21 protein-coding genes and 3 pseudogenes are annotated in these 21872 nt (G+C 42.8%); 23 read left to right on the forward strand and 1 reads right to left on the reverse strand.

Going from position 1 to position 21872, the window contains the following annotated elements; genetic code table 11:
• Window positions 1-539: 539 nt before the first annotated feature.
• From JCM16418_RS19680 to pssA, 8 genes and pseudogenes are all read left to right on the forward strand, one after another.
• Window positions 540-1718: a GNAT family N-acetyltransferase gene (locus JCM16418_RS19680; RefSeq protein ID WP_036652441.1), complete on the forward strand. Its 1179-nt coding sequence runs from the start codon at window positions 540-542 to the stop codon at window positions 1716-1718.
• Window positions 1719-2062: 344 nt separating this feature from the next.
• Entirely contained in the window at window positions 2063-2524 is a 462-nt protein-coding gene (locus tag JCM16418_RS19690; protein WP_036652445.1) for a CtsR family transcriptional regulator, read from the forward strand.
• Window positions 2525-2552: 28 nt separating this feature from the next.
• Window positions 2553-3077, forward strand: a complete 525-nt coding sequence (mcsA, locus tag JCM16418_RS19695; RefSeq protein ID WP_036652447.1) for a protein-arginine kinase activator protein McsA — start codon at window positions 2553-2555, stop codon at window positions 3075-3077.
• 33 nt (window positions 3078-3110) lie between these two features.
• Complete coding sequence (gene mcsB, locus JCM16418_RS19700; RefSeq protein ID WP_036652449.1) at window positions 3111-4172, forward strand: protein-arginine kinase McsB; 1062 nt, start codon at window positions 3111-3113, stop codon at window positions 4170-4172.
• A gap of 82 nt (window positions 4173-4254) precedes the next feature.
• A pseudogene (gene clpC / locus JCM16418_RS19705) lies at window positions 4255-6704 on the forward strand (ATP-dependent protease ATP-binding subunit ClpC).
• Between the two features lie 230 nt (window positions 6705-6934).
• Window positions 6935-8302, forward strand: coding sequence for a DNA repair protein RadA (gene radA / locus JCM16418_RS19710; RefSeq protein ID WP_036652451.1), 1368 nt, complete (start codon window positions 6935-6937; stop codon window positions 8300-8302).
• Window positions 8303-8315: 13 nt separating this feature from the next.
• The gene (disA, locus tag JCM16418_RS19715) at window positions 8316-9392 is read left to right on the forward strand and encodes a DNA integrity scanning diadenylate cyclase DisA (RefSeq protein WP_036652453.1); all 1077 of its coding nucleotides are present in this window, start codon (window positions 8316-8318) and stop codon (window positions 9390-9392) included.
• Between the two features lie 55 nt (window positions 9393-9447).
• Entirely contained in the window at window positions 9448-10179 is a 732-nt protein-coding gene (gene pssA, locus JCM16418_RS19720) for a CDP-diacylglycerol--serine O-phosphatidyltransferase (RefSeq protein WP_036652455.1), read from the forward strand.
• 102 nt (window positions 10180-10281) lie between these two features.
• Here pssA and JCM16418_RS19725 read toward each other — a convergent pair whose 3' ends face one another.
• Entirely contained in the window at window positions 10282-10677 is a 396-nt protein-coding gene (locus JCM16418_RS19725; RefSeq protein WP_036652456.1) for a nucleoside triphosphate pyrophosphohydrolase family protein, read from the reverse strand.
• Window positions 10678-10891: 214 nt separating this feature from the next.
• Between JCM16418_RS19725 and JCM16418_RS19730 the strand changes: the two are divergent.
• From JCM16418_RS19730 to rplK, 15 genes and pseudogenes are all read left to right on the forward strand, one after another.
• A pseudogene (locus JCM16418_RS19730) lies at window positions 10892-11979 on the forward strand (PIN/TRAM domain-containing protein).
• Between the two features lie 65 nt (window positions 11980-12044).
• Window positions 12045-12743: a 2-C-methyl-D-erythritol 4-phosphate cytidylyltransferase gene (gene ispD, locus JCM16418_RS19735; protein ID WP_036652570.1), complete on the forward strand. Its 699-nt coding sequence runs from the start codon at window positions 12045-12047 to the stop codon at window positions 12741-12743.
• Window positions 12740-13227 (forward strand): annotated as a pseudogene (ispF, locus tag JCM16418_RS19740) (2-C-methyl-D-erythritol 2,4-cyclodiphosphate synthase). The gene ispD and the pseudogene ispF overlap by 4 nt, the downstream one beginning before the upstream one ends.
• 57 nt (window positions 13228-13284) lie before the next feature.
• Window positions 13285-14748, forward strand: a complete 1464-nt coding sequence (gene gltX / locus JCM16418_RS19745) for a glutamate--tRNA ligase (protein ID WP_036652458.1) — start codon at window positions 13285-13287, stop codon at window positions 14746-14748.
• Between the two features lie 254 nt (window positions 14749-15002).
• The gene (locus JCM16418_RS19750) at window positions 15003-15317 is read left to right on the forward strand and encodes a hypothetical protein (RefSeq protein WP_036652460.1); all 315 of its coding nucleotides are present in this window, start codon (window positions 15003-15005) and stop codon (window positions 15315-15317) included.
• Window positions 15277-15975, forward strand: coding sequence for a serine O-acetyltransferase (gene cysE, locus JCM16418_RS19755; RefSeq protein WP_052020591.1), 699 nt, complete (start codon window positions 15277-15279; stop codon window positions 15973-15975). Before JCM16418_RS19750 ends, cysE begins: the two co-directional genes overlap by 41 nt.
• A 32-nt stretch (window positions 15976-16007) precedes the next feature.
• Entirely contained in the window at window positions 16008-17414 is a 1407-nt protein-coding gene (gene cysS, locus JCM16418_RS19760) for a cysteine--tRNA ligase (RefSeq protein WP_036652461.1), read from the forward strand.
• Window positions 17411-17863: a Mini-ribonuclease 3 gene (locus JCM16418_RS19765; protein WP_036652463.1), complete on the forward strand. Its 453-nt coding sequence runs from the start codon at window positions 17411-17413 to the stop codon at window positions 17861-17863. Before cysS ends, JCM16418_RS19765 begins: the two co-directional genes overlap by 4 nt.
• 72 nt (window positions 17864-17935) lie before the next feature.
• Window positions 17936-18682: a 23S rRNA (guanosine(2251)-2'-O)-methyltransferase RlmB gene (gene rlmB / locus JCM16418_RS19770; RefSeq protein WP_036652465.1), complete on the forward strand. Its 747-nt coding sequence runs from the start codon at window positions 17936-17938 to the stop codon at window positions 18680-18682.
• A 5-nt stretch (window positions 18683-18687) separates the two neighbouring features.
• Entirely contained in the window at window positions 18688-19212 is a 525-nt protein-coding gene (locus JCM16418_RS19775; RefSeq protein WP_036652467.1) for an NYN domain-containing protein, read from the forward strand.
• 160 nt (window positions 19213-19372) lie between these two features.
• Window positions 19373-20017 carry an RNA polymerase sporulation sigma factor SigH gene (gene sigH, locus JCM16418_RS19780; protein ID WP_036652469.1) on the forward strand — a complete coding sequence of 215 codons (645 nt, stop codon included), beginning with the start codon at window positions 19373-19375 and terminating at the stop codon, window positions 20015-20017.
• A gap of 403 nt (window positions 20018-20420) precedes the next feature.
• Window positions 20421-20570, forward strand: a complete 150-nt coding sequence (rpmG, locus tag JCM16418_RS24430; RefSeq protein WP_081765519.1) for a 50S ribosomal protein L33 — start codon at window positions 20421-20423, stop codon at window positions 20568-20570.
• A gap of 21 nt (window positions 20571-20591) precedes the next feature.
• Window positions 20592-20783 carry a preprotein translocase subunit SecE gene (gene secE, locus JCM16418_RS19785; protein WP_036652470.1) on the forward strand — a complete coding sequence of 64 codons (192 nt, stop codon included), beginning with the start codon at window positions 20592-20594 and terminating at the stop codon, window positions 20781-20783.
• A gap of 31 nt (window positions 20784-20814) precedes the next feature.
• Window positions 20815-21348 carry a transcription termination/antitermination protein NusG gene (gene nusG / locus JCM16418_RS19790; protein ID WP_036652573.1) on the forward strand — a complete coding sequence of 178 codons (534 nt, stop codon included), beginning with the start codon at window positions 20815-20817 and terminating at the stop codon, window positions 21346-21348.
• Window positions 21349-21420: 72 nt separating this feature from the next.
• A complete protein-coding gene (gene rplK, locus JCM16418_RS19795; protein WP_036652472.1) occupies window positions 21421-21846 on the forward strand; it encodes a 50S ribosomal protein L11 in 426 nt (141 codons plus the stop codon).
• Window positions 21847-21872 lie beyond the last annotated feature (26 nt).

A 21872-nucleotide genomic window follows, 5' to 3' on the forward strand; every position in this document is an offset into this window, starting at 1 on the left:
AAAGAACCACTGTTGATGCACATCGACGGTGGTTTTTATTTTGTCTGTACACATGTGGATATCTTATTTAAAGCTGATTGTTCTATCCACAATATTAAGAATTCTAATAAATTTTTACATTCTTTATACACAATATCTCCTTCCATTTACGAGGATCTATAGATTCTTCTACACTAATCCACAAATTTCATCAACAATATACACAAACCCATGCATAGTAATCCCTCTCTAAGTCTATTTTGATTTTGTTCTATTCACATTAAATCCGAACTATACACAAACTGTGTACAACCACTGAATAAAGCTGTACAAAGCGTGCTTCTAACATGGAAGTAGCACTAATTAATAGCTTATTTACGGGGAGGAATTTGCCGAAAAATCACGAACTGTGGATAAATTTTGGCAGGGGGTGCTTTATTCAATATTTATTTAATAGATTTAAGTTGATATCAACTTGATGACGTTTGACTTTGATAGGTTCATTCGCCATACTCGACTTGTAATCACCCCTTTTATAATCGAGCTGTGAGGTGAATGATATGGAGATTAGAAATGTAAGACTTGATGAGCTTGAAAAAAGCTTGGAGCTGGCTCAATATGCGTTCCAATATATGCTCAACGAGGAAGAAAAGAAAGAAGCACAGGAGAAATACATTCCCGAGAGAAACTGGGGCCTTTTTGAGGATGAGCAATTGGTTGCAAAGCTTGTGATTATTCCTCTTGAAGTGTATCTACATGGAAGAGTGTTTTCTATGGGAGGAATCGGTGGGGTTGCCTCATGGCCAGAGCATCGTCGTAGTGGATGGGTTAGTCTTTTGTTGAGACATGCGCTACAGGTTATGAATGATTCTGGTCAGATGTTATCATTTCTGCATCCGTTCTCTGTTGCATTTTATCGAAAGTTTGGTTGGGAGATGCTTTCCGATTTTAAGAAATACATAGTCACAACAGATAAATTTCCCCCAAAGGAAATCGTTGAGGGAAAAGTATGCCGAGATGTAGTGGATATTGCTACACTTGATCGTATATATCAGAAATATGCGATCGAATATAATGGAACTCTTGTTCGAGATGAATCATGGTGGGAGAGATCCGTTTTAGATGACGATGGTCATACAGCAGTTTTTTATAATGCATCAGGTGAAGCAAGCGGATATCTTCTATATAAAATAGAAAATAAAGAATTACTTGTGGATGAATTCGTTTATCTGACTGATGAAGCAAGAGTCGGATTATGGACATTTTTATCAAATCATGATTCTATGGTTACGAAAATTGTGTTTACAAATATACCGGCAAACGATATGTTGCCATATACCCTTCCCGATCCGAGAATCGGTCAGGAGTTTGTTCCATATGGGATGGCGCGCATCGTAAATGTGAAGCGGCTGCTTGAAGCATTTCCTTTTAAACCTACAGAGCACGAAGGGCACTGGAAGATACAAATTAAGGACCGTGATGCACCTTGGAACGAAGGAATTTGGAGTGTAAATATAAATGGGGAGGGTAAATCTACTGTAGGACTGCTGAATGAAACAGCTAATGACGGTGACGAAAAACTTAGCTGTGATATTTCAACATTCAGTGCAATGTTAATCGGGTATATGAGGCCGACTGAATTGCACCGTTTGGGTAGGTTAACAGGTCCCGTGGAAATGGCGAATATGCTTGATCAAATCATAGCTCCGCAACAAACGCTGTTTATGGACTATTTTTAATAGGAAGCTCCTCTCTCTTGTCGGGAGGAGTTATTTATTATAAATGGATTAAAAATCATGATTTCGCAAAAAATGATGATATGCCCTTGGCAAAACGTGAGAATGTGTGATAATATAGATCAAAGAAAGTCAAAGTCAACTAATAATCAAATAATATACATTAAAGTTCCGTTTCATACATGGTCTTTTAAAAGAATGTATGATCGTTGGCTGAGGTTGGTCAAACTAGAAGGACGAGGGATTCGTCCGCAAATCCTTTGGTTAATTTTAATATATGGTCTGTAGTACGATTGAAATACACTTCTGAGCAAGGCCATATGATATGGAACAGTGGAGGATGAGTGATGCGTAATATCTCTGATATTATTGAACAATATCTGAAGGGTATTTTGCATGAAAGTCCCGAAGGAACAATTGAAATTCAGCGTAATGATTTAGCTGATCAATTCTCATGTGTACCATCGCAAATCAATTATGTAATTAGTACACGGTTTACTCTTGAAAAAGGGTATCTCGTTGTAAGTAAACGCGGTGGCGGAGGTTATATCCGAATTCAGCGCATCGAACTTCCACAACATGCTGCTATTCATGAGCATCTCCAGCAAACCATTGGAGAAAGTATGGATCAGACGGTGGCTGAGGGACTGATTTATCAGTTAGAAGAAGCACGATTTGTCAGTAAACGTGAGGCAAGCTTGATGCGTGCGGCGATATCTAGGGAATGCCTAATGATTAAACTTCCTTACCGGGATGAATTGCGTGCACGATTGATGAAGGCAATGTTAATCTCTTTGTTGGGCAGATAAGTCGACGAAGAAGAGGAGGTAGGTCTGTATGCTCTGCCAAGAATGCGGTAAGAGACCGGCTACTCTACATTTTACAAAGATTGTGAATGGGGAGAAGACGGAGTTCCATTTTTGTGAATCCTGTGCCCGAGAGAAGGGGGAAATGATCCCCGGTACCTCAGGTGGATTTTCTATACACAGCTTGTTATCTGGACTTCTCGATATTGAAACGATGGGAAAGAACGCTACAGGCGCTACCAAAGCGTCACAGACATTACGTTGTGAAGAATGTGGCATGACGTATTCGCAATTTAGTAAAATTGGACGTTTTGGTTGTAGTTCTTGTTATAAATATTTTGATGACCGGTTGGATCCACTATTTAAAAGGGTTCACGGTAGCCTAGTCCATGTCGGTAAAGTTCCTAAAAGGGGCGGAGGCCGAATTCAGGTGAAACGAAAGATTGATGACCTGAAACAAGAATTACAGCAAAGAATACAGCAAGAAGAATTTGAAGAAGCTGCAGAGCTTCGTGATCAGATCCGGAATCTTGAGAAAGAAATATCCGGACAGTAACAGTAAAGTTCGCTTAAGGAGGAGGAATGCGTGATGCCAAATCTCCGGTTTACCGAGAAAGCGCTGAGTGACTGGATGCGGGGTCAAGGTAATGATTCTGACATTGTCATTAGTAGCCGGGTACGGGTTGCGCGCAACCTGCAGCATCTTCCGTTTCCACTTTTGGCTAATCCCGAGCAGTTGGAGGAAGTGCTTGAACGTCTGACAGATATTCCGAATCAGGAAGAACTGCAGTCTTTAGGAACTTTTTACATGATTAAAATGAATGAAATTGATTCACTGGATAAAAAAGTTCTGGTGGAGAAGCACTTAATAAGCCCGAATCTTGCGTCAGAATCGCCGAATGGGGCAGTTATTTTAAATGAAGATGAATCTGTAAGTATTATGATTAACGAAGAGGATCATCTTCGCATTCAATGTTTGTATCCTGGATTTCAGGTAAGAGATGCGTGGGATAGAGCAACATCCATAGATGATGTATTTGAGAATCATGTTGACTACGCTTTTGATGATCGACGTGGCTACCTCACGAGTTGTCCTACGAATGTAGGTACGGGACTTAGAGCATCGGTTATGATGCATTTGCCAGCACTTGTGATGACGCAACAGATTAATCGGATTTTATCTGCTGTATCGCAGGTTGGATTAACGGTGAGAGGTATTTATGGTGAGGGCAGTGAGGCACTCGGAAATCTGTTTCAGATTTCAAACCAAATTACGCTAGGACAAACCGAGAATGAGATTATTGATAATTTACACAGTGTCGTTTTACAAATGATTGAGCATGAGAAGAACGCACGTCAGCATTTGCTCGATGAATCTAGAGTTCGAATGACTGACAGAGTTAAAAGATCCTATGGGATTCTCTCTTATGCGGAAGTTATGGATTCGAAGGAAGCTGCACAGCGCTTGTCAGATTTACGGCTCGGTATCGATTTGGGGATTATTGAGGGGCCGTCTATCGCAGTGATGAACGAATTAAATGTGATGACACAGCCAGGTTTTTTACAAAAAACCTATGGTCATGATTCGAATGTTGAGGATCGTGATATGTGCCGGGCTAAGCTCATCCGAGAAACGCTGGCTATAAGCTAGTGGTACAGAATCCTTTTTGAAGAACGAAGAACTTGAATGAATATATGCGGATATGTTAAAAATCATGGAGGTGCAGGAGATTATGATGTTCGGAAGATTTACGGAGCGTGCGCAGAAGGTGTTGGCTTTAGCACAAGAGGAAGCTGTTCGTTTGGGTCACAACAATATTGGAACAGAGCATATTTTACTAGGTCTAATTCGTGAAGGTGATGGCATAGCTGCTAAAGCGCTGATCGGGCTTGGACTAGGTCTCGAGAAAATTCAGGATGAAGTTGAAACACTCATCGGTCGCGGTCAAGAGCAACCAACGAATATTGCATATACTCCACGTGCGAAGAAAGTTATTGAATTATCTATGGACGAAGCACGTAAGTTGGGACATACCTATGTGGGAACAGAGCATATCTTGCTAGGTCTGATTCGTGAAGGTGAAGGCGTTGCAGCGCGTGTGCTGAATAACCTTGGTATCAGCCTGAATAAGGCACGCCAGCAGGTACTCCAGCTTCTAGGAAGCAGTGAGGCTGTATCTAGTCATCATGGTGCACAAGCTAACGTTAGCACACCTACGCTCGACAGCTTGGCTCGTGATCTTACTGCCAGTGCGAGAGAGGGCAACCTCGATCCGGTAATCGGACGTAGTAAAGAAATTGAAAGAGTTATCCAGGTTTTAAGTCGCCGTACGAAGAATAACCCCGTACTGATTGGTGAACCAGGGTAGGTAAGACAGCTGTTGCAGAAGGTCTTGCTCAGAAAATCATTAACAATGAAATTCCAGAAACATTACGCGATAAGCGTGTTATGACTTTGGATATGGGATCTGTTGTTGCAGGTACGAAATACCGTGGTGAGTTTGAAGATCGTCTGAAGAAAATCATGGATGAAATTCGTCAAGCGGGTAACATTATTCTATTCATTGATGAGTTACACACCTTGATTGGTGCAGGGGGAGCTGAAGGGGCAATTGATGCTTCCAACATCCTTAAACCTTCATTAGCACGTGGTGAGCTGCAATGTATTGGTGCTACAACACTTGATGAATATCGTAAATATATTGAAAAAGATGCAGCTTTGGAGCGTCGTTTCCAACCGATTACGGTGGATCAACCTTCGCCAGAAGAGGCCATTCAAATTTTGTATGGTTTGCGTGACCGTTATGAAGCGCATCACCGTGTAAAAATTACAGACGAGGCCATTGTCGAGGCTGTTAAATTGTCAGACCGCTACATTCCTGATCGTTTCTTACCGGATAAGGCGATTGACTTGATTGATGAAGCAGGATCGAAAGTAAGACTTCACACGTATACTATTCCACCGAATCTAAAGGAATTAGAAAGCCGTCTGGATGATATTCGCATGGAGAAAGATTCAGCTGTGCAAAGTCAGGAATTCGAGAAGGCAGCTGCGCTGCGGGATACAGAGCAGAAAATTCGCGAAGAACTAGATATCACGAAGAACCAGTGGAAAGAGAAACAAGGCCGTACAGATTCAGAAGTTACTCCAGAGGATATCGCGCAAGTGGTTGCTAGTTGGACGGGAATTCCTGTTAGCAAGCTGAAAGAAGAAGAAACAGAACGCTTGATGAATATGGAATCTATTCTACATGAGCGTCTAATTGGTCAGGATGAAGCAGTTAAATCAGTGAGCCGTGCAGTTCGTAGATCTCGCGCTGGTCTTAAAGATCCGAAGCGTCCAATTGGATCATTTATCTTCCTAGGACCAACAGGTGTTGGTAAAACAGAGCTTGCGCGTGCTTTGGCAGAAGCGATGTTTGGAGATGAAAATGCAGTGATTCGGATAGATATGTCCGAATATATGGAGAAACATTCAACTTCTCGTTTAGTTGGGGCACCTCCAGGATATGTAGGTTATGAAGAAGGCGGTCAATTGACCGAAAAAGTTCGTCGTAAACCATATTCTGTTGTTTTGCTAGACGAAATTGAGAAGGCACATCCAGAAGTATTCAACATTTTACTGCAAGTACTAGAAGATGGTCGTTTAACAGACTCCAAAGGTCGTGTTGTTGACTTCCGTAATACATTAATCATCATGACATCCAATGTTGGAGCAGATCAAATTCGACGTAATTCGACATTGGGATTCACTGCTGCTATCGATTCGGGAGCAGACTACACAAATATGAAAGACAAAGTGATGGGTGAGCTCAAGAAAAGCTTCCGTCCTGAATTCTTGAACCGGATTGATGAAGTGATTGTCTTCCACTCTCTGGAGCAGAAACATATCGCAGAAATCGTGACGCTTATGTCCGAAGAGTTGCGTAAACGGCTTCGGGAGTATGACGTGGACTTTGTCCTCACGGATAAAGCGAAGGAATTCTTGGCTAAAGAAGGGTATGACCCAGCATTTGGTGCACGGCCGCTACGCCGGGCGATTCAGAAACATATCGAGGATCGTTTATCCGAAGAATTACTTACGGGTGGCGTGTCTAAGGGTGACTCTCTTCTAATAGATGAGAATAACGGTGAATTAACTGTTGTTAAGAATGGTAATATTTCCACTGAATCTGAGTCTTAAAAGATTCAATGCATAACATGAAGTCTGAAGGGATTGCCCTACCGTTATGAACGGAGGGCGATCCCTTTATTCATTGCATTCCATTGTGGAAATAATAGGCGGACAGCAGGGTATGTAAACTTTTTGAAGATACTTTACGATAAAACTTAATAAATGGTAAAATTATAATAATGACAAAATTCTGAGTGAACGACAAATATAGACAATCATGCAAACCAAAGGAGAAATCCATGGCTAAGACAAAAACAAAGTTTTACTGTACTGAATGTGGCTATGAATCGCCTAAGTGGTACGGCAAATGCCCAGGATGTCAAACTTGGAATTCATTAATTGAAGAAACAGAAAGTGTAGTTAAAACGCAAGGGATGAATTCCTCGCTTATTCATAGTAAAGAAAAGCCCCTTCCCATCATAAATATAGAGAGCAGTAACGAGGCAAGAGTTCAGACTGGAATTGGAGAATTGAACCGTGTACTTGGTGGTGGGATTGTTCCAGGTTCGCTTATTCTTGTAGGGGGAGATCCTGGAATAGGGAAATCGACATTATTACTTCAAACTTCGCATGCACTGACGCAATCTGGTCTTCGTGTGCTCTATATTTCTGGAGAAGAATCCGTACGTCAGACTAAGCTGCGGGCAGATCGTTTAGGGGCTCTTTCTCCAGAATTATATGTATTAAGTGAAACGAACATGGAAGTCATTGAAGAAGCTATTCAGAATGTTCAACCTCAGTTCCTTGTGATTGACTCTATACAGACGGTGTATCTGCCAGAGGTTACTAGTGCACCCGGTAGTGTGACTCAGGTAAGAGAGTGTACAGCACGATTTATGCGGGTAGCAAAAGGTCTAGGGATTGCTACGGTGCTCGTAGGGCACGTTACGAAGGAAGGCGCTATTGCCGGACCAAGAATGTTGGAGCATATGGTTGACTGTGTTCTTTATTTTGAAGGTGAACGTCACCATACGTATCGTCTGCTTCGAGCAGTTAAGAATCGTTTTGGCTCCACTAATGAGATCGGCATTTTTGAAATGAATGAGGTAGGGCTGGTGGAAGTGGAAAATCCATCAGAATTATTCCTATCCGAACGCCCGCTTGGGGTAGCAGGATCGACTGTTGTGGCGAGCATGGAAGGAACGCGCCCCATACTAGTTGAGATTCAAGCCTTAATCTCCTCGACGCACTTTCCTTCTCCACGGCGGATGAGTACAGGTGTAGATCATCAACGCATGAGTTTAATTATTGCGGTACTGGAAAAGCGGATGGGAATGTTTCTTCAAAATCAGGATGCGTACCTTAATGTGGCTGGTGGTGTGAAACTTGATGAACCTGCCGTCGATTTGGCGATCGCAGTTAGCATTGCCTCAAGCTTTCGGGATATACCGACCAAGCCATATGACGTTATGTTTGGGGAGATAGGCCTAACAGGAGAAGTCAGGGGCGTCTCACGCGCTGAGCAGCGTGTGAAAGAAGCAGAGAAACTGGGCTTTAGACGAATTATTTTACCAGAGAAAAGTTTGAAAGGGTGGAGGCATCCGAAAGGAATTGAAATTATCGGGGTAAATACCGTGGCAGAGGCACTAAGGGTCGCGTTAGATTAGGGGGCATATAGAGATGAAAGAGTCGAGCCAATTAGATAAGATGAACGATTTGCTGAAATTGGTTGCACCGGGCACCCCCTTTAGGGATGGTCTGGAAAATGTACTGCGGGCCAAAACGGGTGGTCTGCTCGTCGTAGGGTACAGTCCTGAGGTTATGGAGGTTGTAGATGGTGGGTTCTCTATAAACTGCGATTTTTCACCCAATTATTTGTATGAGTTGGCCAAGATGGATGGTGCCATTATATTAAGTGAGGATTTGAAAAGAATCTTATATGCAAATACGCAGTTGATTCCTGATTCATCCATTTCATCCATCGAAACAGGGATTCGTCACCGTACAGCGGAGCGGGTAGCGAAACAGACAGGAAAATTGGTAGTTTCCATTTCCCAGCGGCGGAATATTATCACATTGTATCAAGGAACATTGCGTTATGCGCTTAAAGAAATCGGAGTAATTTTAACCAAAGCAAATCAGGCTATTCAGACACTGGAGAAGTACAGAGCTGTTCTGAATCAGTCGCTTACGAACTTATCTGCTTCGGAATTTGAAGAATTGGTCACCGTGTCCGAAGTGGTGAATGTCATTCAACGGGTGGAAATGGTGTTACGTATTAAAATGGAGATTAAACGCTATATTAATGAACTCGGCAATGAAGGTCGTTTAATCAGCATGCAGATGGAGGAACTAGTCAGCAACATGGAGGAAGAAGCATGGCTCCTGTATAAGGATTATGTGCGTGAAGACAACGACGAGAAAATCAGGGAAATCATAGCTGGGCTCAAACGAGCTACAGATGATGAGTTACTTGATATACAACATGTAGTACGTCTGCTTGGGTATCCCATATCGGCTGCAACATCAGAAGAATCCGTTGCACCAAGGGGTTACCGCATGTTAAATAAAATTCCGCGTTTACCAAATGTTATAATTCATAATCTGGTGGAACGTTTCGACGAATTGCCTCAAATTATGTTGGCAACCACCGAAGAACTGGATGAAGTGGATGGAATTGGGGAAGTTAGAGCGCGCAACATTAAGGAAGGTTTGAAGCGTTTGCAGGAGCAAGTATTCATTGACAGACAAATTTAAATACCATACAATCAATGGATGATAACGGGGCACTAATTAAATTCGAGGTGAAGAAATGTTTACTAAATCAATTCCGAACATGTTTACGTTAGGTAACTTGTTTCTCGGAATGATCGGAATCATGTTGGCTTTTGACAATAAGTTGAATTTAGCGGCCATTATGATTATTATTGCGATGCTTCTTGATGGATTGGATGGCCGGGTGGCCCGGGCGCTCAATGCTCAGAGTGAATTTGGCAAGGAACTTGACTCCCTCTCGGATGTAATTTCATTTGGTGTTGCGCCTGCTCTCATCATGTATGTAACTTCCTTTCACGGCATGCACCATGCACTGATTTGGACCGTCACGGCGGTTTTCCCGATGTGTGGAGCAGTACGACTTGCAAGATTTAATGTTCAATCAGGAATTCCAGGATACTTTATCGGCTTGCCCATTCCGGCAGCTGGCGGTGTTTTAGCTACATTATCCCTATTTCATAATGAAATTTCGGCCCCTTATATGATTACTGCAATGCTACTTCTTTCTTATTTGATGGTTAGTTCAGTTAGATATCCAAACTTCAAGAAAGTGGGATTACCTAAAAAAGCAGTGATGTTCGCCCCAATTGTTATTATTGTAGCTGTGGCTATAGCTGTGATTTTTCCAGAACAAATTTCCAAGCTTATATTTATCCCGCTAGTTATTTATGCTTCTTATGGACTGAAGCAGAGCTTCACGAAGATGACTCGACGTAGACGTCGTCATCGTGATCAATCGGATAAGAAAGTATATAACGATCATTCATAAGTTCACAATAAAAAGCATTTATTTCCTGCTTCGGCAGAGAGATAAATGCTTTTTTTTGATTATATGGACTGCGGTTCAACAGTAAGGAGAGGGAATTAACAATTAAGACAAGTTAAACAAACCAAGCGTAGAACATTTCTGAGATTCTCTCTGTACTACATCATCCATGTTAATATCCAGCAAATTGCAAAGTGCGGACATATAGAACAGATTTCGTCCTAATTCAGCACTCACAACTTCCCTACAATTTTCACATAGTTCCCCGTGTACATGGGTATGCACAACTTCCTTGGCATCCTCTAAATCAACATCAGGTTCAAAGGTTTGTTTAGTAGCGTGCAGTTCAATACAGCCGCAGTCCGTAATGGCTTTGGCAACAGCACGGTTAACGGAGGCACTGCTTTGTCCGGTCTTCGATAGGACATCAAGCAGACTGCGGTGACGTAGTAACAGTTCGGAAACTTGGTCCTGAAAAGCCTGTAAACTTGGTGCACTCATTTTCCTTTTCACCTCTAGTTTTATGAATTGACTTTATTATATGCCAGTCTTTTGCCCATTTTCAACCAGAAATGACACACATGTACTGAAACAGCTAAATGAGTGAGCAAAACAGCGTATGGAAAATTTTGAAAGCGCTAGGGTTACAGACTTATAAATTGGACCATACTGGATAAAGAAATCAATCTAAACAAAATTAGGAGGTGAGGGAACGGTGCTTAAAAAATTCATACTGGCATTTGCGGGATTAAGCGGAGCTTGGCTGGGATACACTTTACATCATATTGCAGGATGGAAGTTCCCTGAATTAAACGGAGTTTTAAATATTAATGATTCGGTTTGGGGAAGTTTAGTGTTTGCAGCGCTTGGTGCAATTTTATTTCTGTTGATAGGTTCCCTGTGCGCACAATGGGTGTCCAGCCGCTTGCATTCTTTTATTGCGTCTTTTTCTAATACACCGATGAGTGAGCTTGCAGCGGGAGCCACTGGACTTATTGGGGGATTGCTCCTTGCAATTCTCATCTATCCCAGTCTTACGTGGTTAGGTAAAGTCGGACAAATTACTGGGGTTGCAGTAACCATGGCCTGTGGGTATATGGGGCTGCGTATTGGTCTGGAGAAGAAGGAAGAACTTGCTTCATTATGGACCTCTGGTAAATGGGGACAGCTGGATTATCGGAAGAGCGGAAGATTGAGGAGCATAAAATCCTTGATACTAGCGTCATCATCGATGGAAGAATTGCGGACATATGTAAGACTGGTTTTATCGAAGGCACGATTGTAATACCTGAATTTGTTCTTGAAGAATTGCAACATATCGCGGATTCTTCTGATTTACTAAAGCGTAACCGGGGACGCAGAGGGCTGGATATTCTGAATAAAATACAGAAAGAGCTGGATGTTAGTGTGCTAATTTATGAAGGGGATTTCGAAGAAATTTCTGAAGTAGATAGCAAGCTTGTTAAGCTAGCAAAGGTTCTACAAGGTAAGGTCGTTACAAACGATTTTAACTTGAATAAGGTCTGTGAACTACAAGGAGTCTCTGTACTGAATATTAATGATTTAGCAAATGCGGTCAAGCCAGTCGTCCTGCCGGGGGAAGAAATTATGGTTCAGGTGATCAAAGATGGCAAAGAGCATGGTCAGGGTGTGGCGTATCTAGACGACGGTACGATGATTGTGGTCGAAGGCGGACGCGAATATATAGGAAACATGATGGAGGTTCTGGTTACAAGCGTACTGCAGACATCTGCAGGCCGAATGATCTTTGCCAAACCAAAACTGTTGGAAAAAGCCCAGTAAAAGCGTTATGATGGAAGTATCTATTTTTTCTGTCAGCGTTTGAGGGAGGCCAGCAAAGGTTGGGCATAGAAAAGCAAGTAAGTGTAATCGTTGTTTCCGCAGGTAAGGGGACGAGAATGGGAACGCCTGAAAGTAAGCAGTATTTACTTTTGAAGGACAAGCCAATTATCGTTCATACCTTAGAAGTTTTTGAACAGATGCCTGTGGTTTGTGAGGTAATACTCGTGACAGGTGCTGATGATGTTGAGCGCTGTAAGCAGTGGGTATATGATTATAAGCTGGATAAAGTTGCTCAGGTTATTCCGGGTGGAACTGAAAGACAGCATTCGGTATATAAAGGTTTGAGTGAAGTTAGCACAGAGTGGGTCATGGTTCATGATGGAGTTCGACCGTTTGTTGAACCTGCTCATGTTGAATCATGCTTCCTTAAAGCGAAGGAGGATGGAGCAGCTGTTCTCGCTGTACCTGTGAAGGATACAATCAAACAAGTGAATGGTTCGGGCATTATTGTCGCAACGCCTGACCGTCAAAGTCTGTGGGCTATTCAAACCCCACAGGCTTTTCGTCTTTCTGAATTGAAGCAAGCGCATGAGCAGGCACGTACAAACGGATTTGTGGGTACGGATGACGCTATGCTGATGGAGCGTATGGGGATTCGGGTGTCCGTAGTTGAGGGTAGCTATACCAATATTAAAATTACGACCCCAGAAGATTTGGATTATGCTGCATTCATGGATAAACGTAGGGGAGAGAATAAAGAATGATAAGAGTAGGACAGGGCTTTGATGTACATCAATTGGTTGAAGGCAGACCGTGTATTATTGGCGGGGTAACGATTCCTTATGATAAGGGGCTACTAGGCCACTCGGATGCAGATGTATTGCTGCATGCTATTACAGATGCGATTCTTGGAGCGCTAGGTCTGGGTGATATCGGTAAACATTTTCCTGACACAGATCCAGAATTCAAAGATGCGGACAGCTTGAAGCTGTTGCTTAACGTTTGGGAACTTGCGAAATCCAAAGGATATCGCCTTGGTAATATAGATTCGACTATTATTGCACAAAAACCAAAGATGCAGCCTTATATTCCACAAATGGCAGAAGTGATTGCACATGCACTGGATGCGAGGTTAGTCAGGTTAACGTTAAAGCGACAACGACGGAACAACTTGGCTTTACCGGTCGGGGAGAGGGTATTGCAGCCCAATCTGTTGTCTGTCTCGTCCAAGATATGCTATCATCTTGAAGTATTTACAATGAACGAACAAGATTAGGGAATATATATAAAATGGAGGCGATCATGATGACTAAAAAAGTACGTGTACGTTATGCACCAAGTCCAACAGGACATTTACATATCGGTAATACTAGAACGGCCTTATTTAATTATTTATATGCACGAAATCAAGGTGGGGATTTCATTATCCGCATTGAAGATACGGATTTAAAGCGTAACATTGAAGGCGGAGAAGAAAGCCAACTGAAATACTTGAAATGGCTTGGTATGGAGTGGGATGAAAGCATCGATATCGGTGGTGAATATGGTCCTTACCGTCAAACAGAGCGTTTAGAAATTTACGATAAGTATTGGAAAGATCTTGTTGAACGTGGTCTGGCATATCGTTGTTACTGCACTGAAGAGGAGCTTGAGAAGGAGCGGGAAGAACAGATCGAACGTGGAGAGAACCCTCGTTATTCTGGTAAACACCGTGATTTAACAGATGAGCAGTGCAGTGCTTTTGAAACAGAGGGCCGTTTAGCTAGCATTCGCTTCCGTGTACCAGAGGATAAAACGTATACGTTTAACGATATGGTCAAAGGTGATATTACAGTTAATACCCAAGAATCTGGGGACTTTGTTATTGTAAAAAAAGATGGGATTCCAACCTACAACTTCGCAGTTGTAGTTGATGATCATCTAATGGAAATATCGCATGTACTTCGTGGAGAAGAACATATCTCCAATACGCCGCGACAGCTTATGATTTATGAAGCTCTAGGCTGGGATGCTCCCGTATTTAGTCATATGGCATTAATCGTTAATGAAAACCATAAAAAGCTAAGTAAGCGGGATGGATCCATTATTCAGTTTATTGAGCAATATGATCAGCTTGGGTATTTGCCAGAAGCAATGGTTAACTTTATTGCGTTACTTGGCTGGTCACCTGAAGGTGAAGAAGAGATTTACAGCAAGGATGAATTGATTAAGATATTTAATCCAGCACGTCTTTCCAAAAGCCCAGCAGTATTTGATCAAAACAAGCTAGCACACTTAAATAACTACTATATTAAACATGCAGCTCCTGAGCGTATTGCTGAAATGGCGATCCCACATCTGCAACGTGCAGGCAAATTGCCAGAACATCTGAATGAAGATCAGTTAATTTGGGCCAAAGCACTTGTTGCTTTGTATCAAGAACAGATGACAGCTGCCTCGGAGATTGTAGCTTTGTCTGATATGTTCTTCCGCACACATTTGGAGATGGACCAAGACGCCGCACAAATTCTCGCTGAAGAGCAGGTGCCAACTGTACTTGCTGCTTTCTTGGCTAAAATAGAAGAAACGGAAGAGTATACAGCAAGTCATATTGCAGTGCTCATTAAGCAGGTTCAAAAGGAAAGCGGATTTAAGGGTAAACAGCTATTTATGCCGATTCGTGCAGCATTGACTGGCCAAACTCACGGACGTGATCTTAATGAAACGATTTATTTGCTTGGAAAAGGTCGGGTAATGGAGCGCCTTCAGGCACAAATCAAAGGAGCGTAGCATACTCTTTTCAGTGCCCGAAACATTTCTTGTCAGTTCGACATCTTTTCAGCTATAATTACTACCAAAATACAGTCCAAGTCTCTCTGCTTTGCAGGGAGCTGGATTCCGATGATGAATCAGCGATGAGCGGGAGAAGTACGCAGGCTTTTAGGCATATGACAGAGAGGATAACCGTAAGAGAACTTATAAGTTCTCTTAGGGCTGTGAGTTATCCTATGCCAGCAGCGGAAATGCACCCAGGAGCTGCATAGATGAGCGGCAGTCATGAAGCCGTTAGTCTACGCCGGGTTGTCTGCCGTTATATAGACACTGGAGGGGGACTCTTCTTAGCAAGTTTGGCATGTAGCTCTAAGCTAATAATGACACTTGTAAGAGTTCAAGCAGAGTGGGACCGCGTTATAACGTCTCTGCAGCGTAAGCTGCGGAGGCGTTTTTTGGTTGTTTTTGGTCATTATAATAAAGAGAAGAGAACAGTTGTCTTCCATGTTGGGTGGAGCTCAGCTGAGGGTGAAGAGGGGAACGGATATGTTAAAGCACATCAAATCGGATGTTCGAACGGTATTTGAGAATGATCCGGCGGCCAGAAAACTGTTTGAGGTGATATTCACCTATTCTGGGCTACATGCGATCTGGGCCCACCGGTTAGCACACGCTCTATACAAGCATCGTTGGTTTACGCTTGCACGTATCGTATCGCAGTTCAGTCGATTCATGACAGGCATTGAAATTCATCCGGGGGCAAAAATCGGCTGTAGACTATTTATCGACCATGGCATGGGTGTAGTCATTGGGGAAACCTGTGAAATTGGTGATGACGTAGTCATTTACCAGGGTGTGACTCTTGGAGGAACGGGTAAAGAAAAGGGTAAGCGCCATCCTACCATAGGCAACAACGTCGTTATTGGTTCTGGAGCAAAGGTTCTGGGTTCATTCACTGTGGGTGATCAATGTGATATTGGAGCAAATTCTGTTGTACTTAAGGAGGTTCCTCCCAACAGTACGGTGGTTGGTATTCCAGGAGCAATTGTCAAGCAGCACGGTCGTCGTGTGGATCGACTTAGTCACCAGCTGCCGAATCCCGTTGTGGATTCCATACGAATACTGCAACTGGAGCTCGCGCAGATACGCAGTGAGTTAGAACAAGCCAAGAAAGAAAATGCTCGACTGAATCAAGATGAACAGAATTTTTCCTTAACGAAATCAAACGGTAACGATATACGTTAGAACAGAATCTATTGACCGAAAGGATTGTGGATATGACGCTTCAAATTTATAACACACTACTAAGAGCAAAAGAAACTTTTTCACCACAAGAAATAGGAAAAGTAAAAATATATGTTTGCGGTCCTACGGTATATGACTATATACACATTGGAAATGCACGTCCGTTGATATTTTTCGACATTGTGCGCGTGTATTTGGAACAGCTAGGTAACGAAGTGAAGTACGTCGTTAACTTTACGGATGTGGATGATAAGCTTATTCGTAAGGCAGAACAAATGAATACTACGGTTCCAGTGGTAGCGGGTACTTTCATTGATGCCTACTACGAAGATCAAGAGGGTTTGGGTATCGCCAAAGCAACCATTAATCCACGCGTGACTGAGAATATGGATGACATTATTCAATTTATTCAGGAGCTGGAGAACGAAGGTTTTGCTTACGAAAAAGGCGGCGATGTCTTCTATCGTACAGGTAAATTCGAAGGTTACGGCAAATTGTCACATCAAAAGCTCGATGAGCTTCAGTTTGGCATTCGGATCGGTGTAGATGAGCGTAAAGAGAATCCTGAGGATTTCGTACTTTGGAAAGCAGCGAAGCCGGGCGAAATTTACTGGTCTAGTCCATGGGGAAATGGCCGCCCAGGTTGGCATATTGAATGCTCCGCTATGGCACGTAGATATTTAGGTGACACGATTGATATTCATGGCGGTGGACAGGACTTGCAGTTCCCTCACCATGAATGTGAGGTTGCTCAATCAGAAGCTTTGACTGGAAAACCGCTTGCGAATTACTGGATGCATAACGGGTATATCCGTATTGATAATGAGAAAATGTCTAAATCACTCGGTAACGGTATCCTAGTTAAAGATTTGCGTAAGCAATATAAGAAAGAAGCTATTCGTTATTTTATGCTCACTACACATTATCGTAACCCGCTTAACTTCAATGCGGAAACGATGGATCAAGCTGAGAAGAGTGTGGAACGTATTGCGAATGCAGTGAATAATGTCCGGCACAGGCTTGATATGATTGCAGAAGAGAGTCATGATGAAGTAAGCGAGAGCTTTAAGAGTAGGTTGGATGCGATTCTCAAAGCTTATCATGATAAAATGGATGACGACTTCAATACGCCTGATGCAATTACGGCTATGTTTGAATGGGTGAACGAGGCTAACTTATTGCTCCAGGAATCGGTGGCAGTTGCTGCAGAACTTAAGGAACTATTGTCGGTATTCGACAAAATGAACATGGTTCTTCGTCTATATTCTCCAGATGATAGTGGACTGCTTGACGAAGATGTGGAGAAACTTATAGCAGAACGTGTCGATGCTCGTAAAAATAAAGACTGGGGCCGTGCGGATGAAATCCGTGATGAACTTGCGGCTCAAGGCATACTGCTGGAGGATACAGCACAGGGTATGCGCTGGCGGCGCAAATGAGTAATATAGATGGTAACGGCACGCATGGTGAAGAACTAAACACTTGGTTTCCTTATCCGCCATCCAGAGCAGCAAAGTTGATTCCACCTATTGTGCTTGCCTATATCGGGGATGCCATTTACGAAGTCGCAATTAGACAGTATCTGATATCAAAAGCAAATCTCAGACCTAATCAATTGCACCGCACCGCAACAGGGCTAGTGTCGGCTAAGGCTCAGAGTATGATTATAACTGAACTTGATGCGGTACTTACGGAAGAAGAGCGGGAGGTCGTTCGCCAAGGACGTAATGCAAAGTCGGGTAGTACTCCAAAGAATGCGGATGTACTAGAATATCGACATGCTACAGCTCTTGAGTGTTTGGTTGGTTATCTGTACTATACGAATCAGCAAGAGCGGATGGCAGAGCTCATAGGCAAGGGTATTGAATTTATGATTAATAAACCCTGAGAAATCAGGGTAATAACATACAAAGTAGCTATTCGGACGCTTTAGACGACCGGATTCAGCAGGAGGATTATCATGGAAGAAGAACTTATTGCCGGTAAGCATTCGGTTACAGAAGCGATGCGCTCCGGTCGGACAATTAATAAAATTTGGATTGCGGAAAATGCTCAAAAACATTTGACGCTACCTATCGTTGCAGAGGCTAAAAAGCTAGGGATCGTGATCCAACAGGTAGATCGGCGCAAACTGGACCAATTGACACCAGATGTGCAACATCAGGGAGTTGTAGCTCAGGTAGCTCCCTATGCTTACGCTGAGGTTGATGATCTGCTATTGGCTGCTGAAGCAAAGGGAGAAGCGCCATTTTTGATTATTTTGGATGAAATTGAAGATCCTCATAATCTAGGATCAATTTTGCGGACGGCAGATTGTACAGGAGCTCATGGAGTCATTGTTCCTAAACGCCGCTCAGCACAAATTACTGCTACGGTGTCTAAGACATCAGCGGGTGCAGTTGAGTATGTACCAGTGGCACGTGTAACTAATCTAAGCCAAACCATGGATCAGTTGAAGGAAAAAGGGGTCTGGATTGTTGGAACGGATCTCGAAGCAGTGCAGGATATGTACGAAACAAATGTGTTTGATGGTCCCGTTGCCATTGTTATTGGTAATGAAGGTAAAGGAATAGGCAGACTGATTCGCGAGAAATGTGATGTACTGGTGAAATTACCGATGTCTGGTCGTATTAACTCGTTGAATGCCTCCGTGGCTGCAGGAGTTGTAATGTACGAGGTTCTTCGCCGGCGCCGCGATCAAGGGTAATTTGGATGGCAGATTTGCGGGATGTGCTCCTCGTGGATGGCTACAACATGATAGGTGGATGGTCATCTCTATCGCAGTTATCGCAAATCAGTATGCAGGAAGCCAGAGATCAGTTGCTTGCGAGACTTGCGGATTATCAAGCATTTTCAGGTCGAAAGGTCATCGCAGTATTCGATGCCTACCGTGTTCCTGGATTAGGCAAATCCTTTACGCAGTCTAGAGTCCAAGTTTACTTCACAAAGGAAAAAGAGACCGCAGATGAATGTATTGAACGACTAGTCGGAGAAATGAGCCTTCGAAGTAGGCAGATCTATGTCGCAACAAGTGACTCAATTGAACAACATGTCATCTTTGCAAGAGGTGCGCTTCGTCTGTCGGCTCGAGAATTATTCATTGAAGTCGAGAACAGTGAAAAGGCTATTAAAGAGCGGATAAAGACAGATCACACCAAGTCCTCACGCAATACGCTTGATAGTAAATTAAAGCCGGATATCCGTGAAATATTCGAACAATGGCGACGAAATAACTAATATATGGATAATAATTGACAGCTGAAGCTCTGGACAATATTGTTATTGATAGTCTTTTCTGGATATATCGTGGTTGACGGTTCTAGGTTACATAATATATACTGATCCTATATTTCACAGAGTAACGGGGTACCTTGCGTTGCAGCCGGGGGGATTCTTGGTGAGTGTCGACCTCAAAGAGTTAATGTTGTCCGATTACGATTACAAAACGGATGAGGACGTTGTTGAATATTTCCGTGAAGGCGACAGTGAAGCGCTGGAGTACTTGATTAATAAGTACCGGAATTTTGTCCGTGCCAAAGCCAGATCTTATTTCTTGATTGGAGCCGACCGTGAAGATATTATTCAGGAAGGCATGATTGGTCTATACAAGTCGATTCGGGACTTCAGAGGGGACAAGCAATCCTCATTTAAAGCATTTGCCGAGCTTTGTATTACGAGGCAGATCATTACGGCGATTAAGACCGCCACGAGGCAGAAGCATATCCCACTTAATTCCTATGTATCGCTGGACAAGCCGATCTATGATGAAGATTCCGACCGTACACTGCTTGATGTCATATGTGGAACGCAAGTTTGCGATCCTGAAGAACTCGTTATTAACCAGGAAGAGTTTACAGGGTTAGAGGACAAAATGTCCGAAATCCTGAGCGACTTGGAACGTAAAGTGCTGATGTTGTATTTGGATGGCCGATCTTATCAAGAAATTGCAGTTGATTTGAAACGGCATGTTAAATCGATTGATAACGCTCTTCAACGTGTAAAACGTAAACTAGAGCGCTACTTGGAAGTTCGCGATAACTAAACTAAACAGACGTTCGATGAGAAGAGGCTCGCAGGAGTCTTTTTTTTAACTTCGGAAGGCCATAAGGTTTAGTGTACCAATGAATGAATCATACTGGTAAAAGAATGCAGGGTAGCTTACCCAGAGAAAAAGTCTTTAAACAACAAGCGAAAGTGATGAAGTACTGTGCAAATAAAGCCTGTACTTTCGTTGACATGATTTGCCCCTTATGATAAAGTAATTTAGGTAGGCCTAAATTTGCGCGTTTTTAGTGGATAAGAAAGAGTTAGACTTCGGTCATACTTTCTTGTTCGTCTCGCAGGAACATCGTATTCCTTTTCAGAAATTGAAGAGAAATACAGTTTCTACTAAGGTTCAATATAGAGCCTTCTGAATAGAAGGACGTCTTCGGGAGGTGCACAGCATGCGGGTAATAATCACTTTGGCTTGTACGAACTGCAAACAAAGAAACTATACGACTACCAAGAACAAGCGAAATCACCCCGACCGCATGGAGATGAAGAAATTTTGCAAGTATTGCAACGAGCAAACTCCTCATCGCGAAACCAGATAGTTTTTTGGAGGTGTAGTCGGCGTGAAACGTAGTTTCAAGTCTGTGTTTTCCTTTTTCTCTGAAAGCTGGGCGGAACTTAAAAAAGTTCGCTGGCCTAATCGTAAAGAGTTGACGAATTATACTCTTATCGTTCTTGGCACCATTGCGTTCGTCACGATTTATTTTTGGGTTCTAGATATCGGCATTTCCGCTGTGATCGAACGGATTATTTAAGAAGGGTCCCGGGTGGCTTGATATGGAAAATATGGAAAAAAGATGGTATGTCGTGCATACCTATTCAGGGTATGAGAACAAAGTCAAAGCCAATTTAGAAAAGCGCGTTGAGTCTATGGGCATGGAAGACAAGATATTCCGCGTTCTTGTTCCTATGGAAGAAGAAGTGGTGAACAAGGACGGTAAGAAAAAGATCGTCATGAGAAAAGTTTACCCCGGTTATGTCTTGGTCGAAATGATTCAGACTGACGATTCTTGGTATGTTGTTCGCAACACGCCAGGGGTTACTGGATTTGTCGGATCCACTGGTTCTGGTTCTAAACCGACTGCATTGCTTCCAGAAGAAGTTGAACAGATTCTGAAGCATATGGGTATGGAAGAACCAAAAGCTAAGATTGAATTCGAAATTAAAGAATCCGTGCGTATTAAAGTTGGCCCTTTTGCTAACTTTGTTGGATCGATTGAGGAGATTCTCGTCGAGAAGAGTAAAGTTAAGGTTCACGTAAACATGTTTGGGCGGGAAACCCCGCTTGAGTTAGATTATACTCAGGTGGAGAAGATATAGAGTTCTTCAGGTTTCTTGTGGGAGGGCTCTTTGCGCCCGTTTAACCACTATTGATTCAAGGAGGTGTCTTACATGGCTAAAAAGGTAATCAAAATGGTGAAGCTGCAAATTCCAGCAGGTAAAGCGAATCCGGCACCACCGGTAGGTCCAGCATTGGGTCAAGCAGGTGTGAACATCATGGCTTTCTGTAAAGAGTTTAACGCTCGTACTGCAGATCAAGCAGGATTGATCATTCCAGTTGAAATCTCAGTGTTTGAAGATCGTTCATTTACTTTCATCACTAAAACTCCACCAGCTGCAGTATTGCTTCGTGTCGCTGCTAAAATCGAGAAGGGTTCAGGCGAACCTAACAAGAAAAAAGTAGCAACCGTTAAACGCTCTGTTGTACGCGAAATTGCTGAACAAAAAATGCCTGATCTAAACGCTGCATCTGTAGAAGCTGCAATGCGTATGGTTGAAGGAACTGCCCGTAGCATGGGTGTTACAATCGAAGACTAGTATTTGGTTTTTTCTGTCGACAACCG

It is taken from the genome of Paenibacillus pini JCM 16418 (assembly GCF_000576305.1).
GTDB classification, from domain to species: domain Bacteria; phylum Bacillota; class Bacilli; order Paenibacillales; family Paenibacillaceae; genus Paenibacillus_AQ; species Paenibacillus_AQ pini.

Bases quoted from the DNA above. Each gene is read 5' to 3' on its own strand.
- JCM16418_RS19680 (WP_036652441.1), top strand. From the start codon at position 540: ATGGAGATTAGAAATGTAAGACTTGATGAGCTTGAAAAAAGCTTGGAG.
- JCM16418_RS19690 (WP_036652445.1), top strand. From the start codon at position 2,063: ATGCGTAATATCTCTGATATTATTGAACAATATCTGAAGGGTATTTTG.
- mcsA (WP_036652447.1), top strand. From the start codon at position 2,553: ATGCTCTGCCAAGAATGCGGTAAGAGACCGGCTACTCTACATTTTACA.
- mcsB (WP_036652449.1), top strand. From the start codon at position 3,111: ATGCCAAATCTCCGGTTTACCGAGAAAGCGCTGAGTGACTGGATGCGG.
- radA (WP_036652451.1), top strand. From the start codon at position 6,935: ATGGCTAAGACAAAAACAAAGTTTTACTGTACTGAATGTGGCTATGAA.
- disA (WP_036652453.1), top strand. From the start codon at position 8,316: ATGAAAGAGTCGAGCCAATTAGATAAGATGAACGATTTGCTGAAATTG.
- pssA (WP_036652455.1), top strand. From the start codon at position 9,448: ATGTTTACTAAATCAATTCCGAACATGTTTACGTTAGGTAACTTGTTT.
- JCM16418_RS19725 (WP_036652456.1), bottom strand. From the start codon at position 10,677: ATGAGTGCACCAAGTTTACAGGCTTTTCAGGACCAAGTTTCCGAACTG.
- gltX (WP_036652458.1), top strand. From the start codon at position 13,285: ATGACTAAAAAAGTACGTGTACGTTATGCACCAAGTCCAACAGGACAT.
- JCM16418_RS19750 (WP_036652460.1), top strand. From the start codon at position 15,003: ATGAGCGGCAGTCATGAAGCCGTTAGTCTACGCCGGGTTGTCTGCCGT.
- cysE (WP_052020591.1), top strand. From the start codon at position 15,277: ATGTTAAAGCACATCAAATCGGATGTTCGAACGGTATTTGAGAATGAT.
- cysS (WP_036652461.1), top strand. From the start codon at position 16,008: ATGACGCTTCAAATTTATAACACACTACTAAGAGCAAAAGAAACTTTT.
- JCM16418_RS19765 (WP_036652463.1), top strand. From the start codon at position 17,411: ATGAGTAATATAGATGGTAACGGCACGCATGGTGAAGAACTAAACACT.
- rlmB (WP_036652465.1), top strand. From the start codon at position 17,936: ATGGAAGAAGAACTTATTGCCGGTAAGCATTCGGTTACAGAAGCGATG.
- JCM16418_RS19775 (WP_036652467.1), top strand. From the start codon at position 18,688: ATGGCAGATTTGCGGGATGTGCTCCTCGTGGATGGCTACAACATGATA.
- rpmG (WP_081765519.1), top strand. From the start codon at position 20,421: ATGCGGGTAATAATCACTTTGGCTTGTACGAACTGCAAACAAAGAAAC.
- nusG (WP_036652573.1), top strand. From the start codon at position 20,815: ATGGAAAAAAGATGGTATGTCGTGCATACCTATTCAGGGTATGAGAAC.
- rplK (WP_036652472.1), top strand. From the start codon at position 21,421: ATGGCTAAAAAGGTAATCAAAATGGTGAAGCTGCAAATTCCAGCAGGT.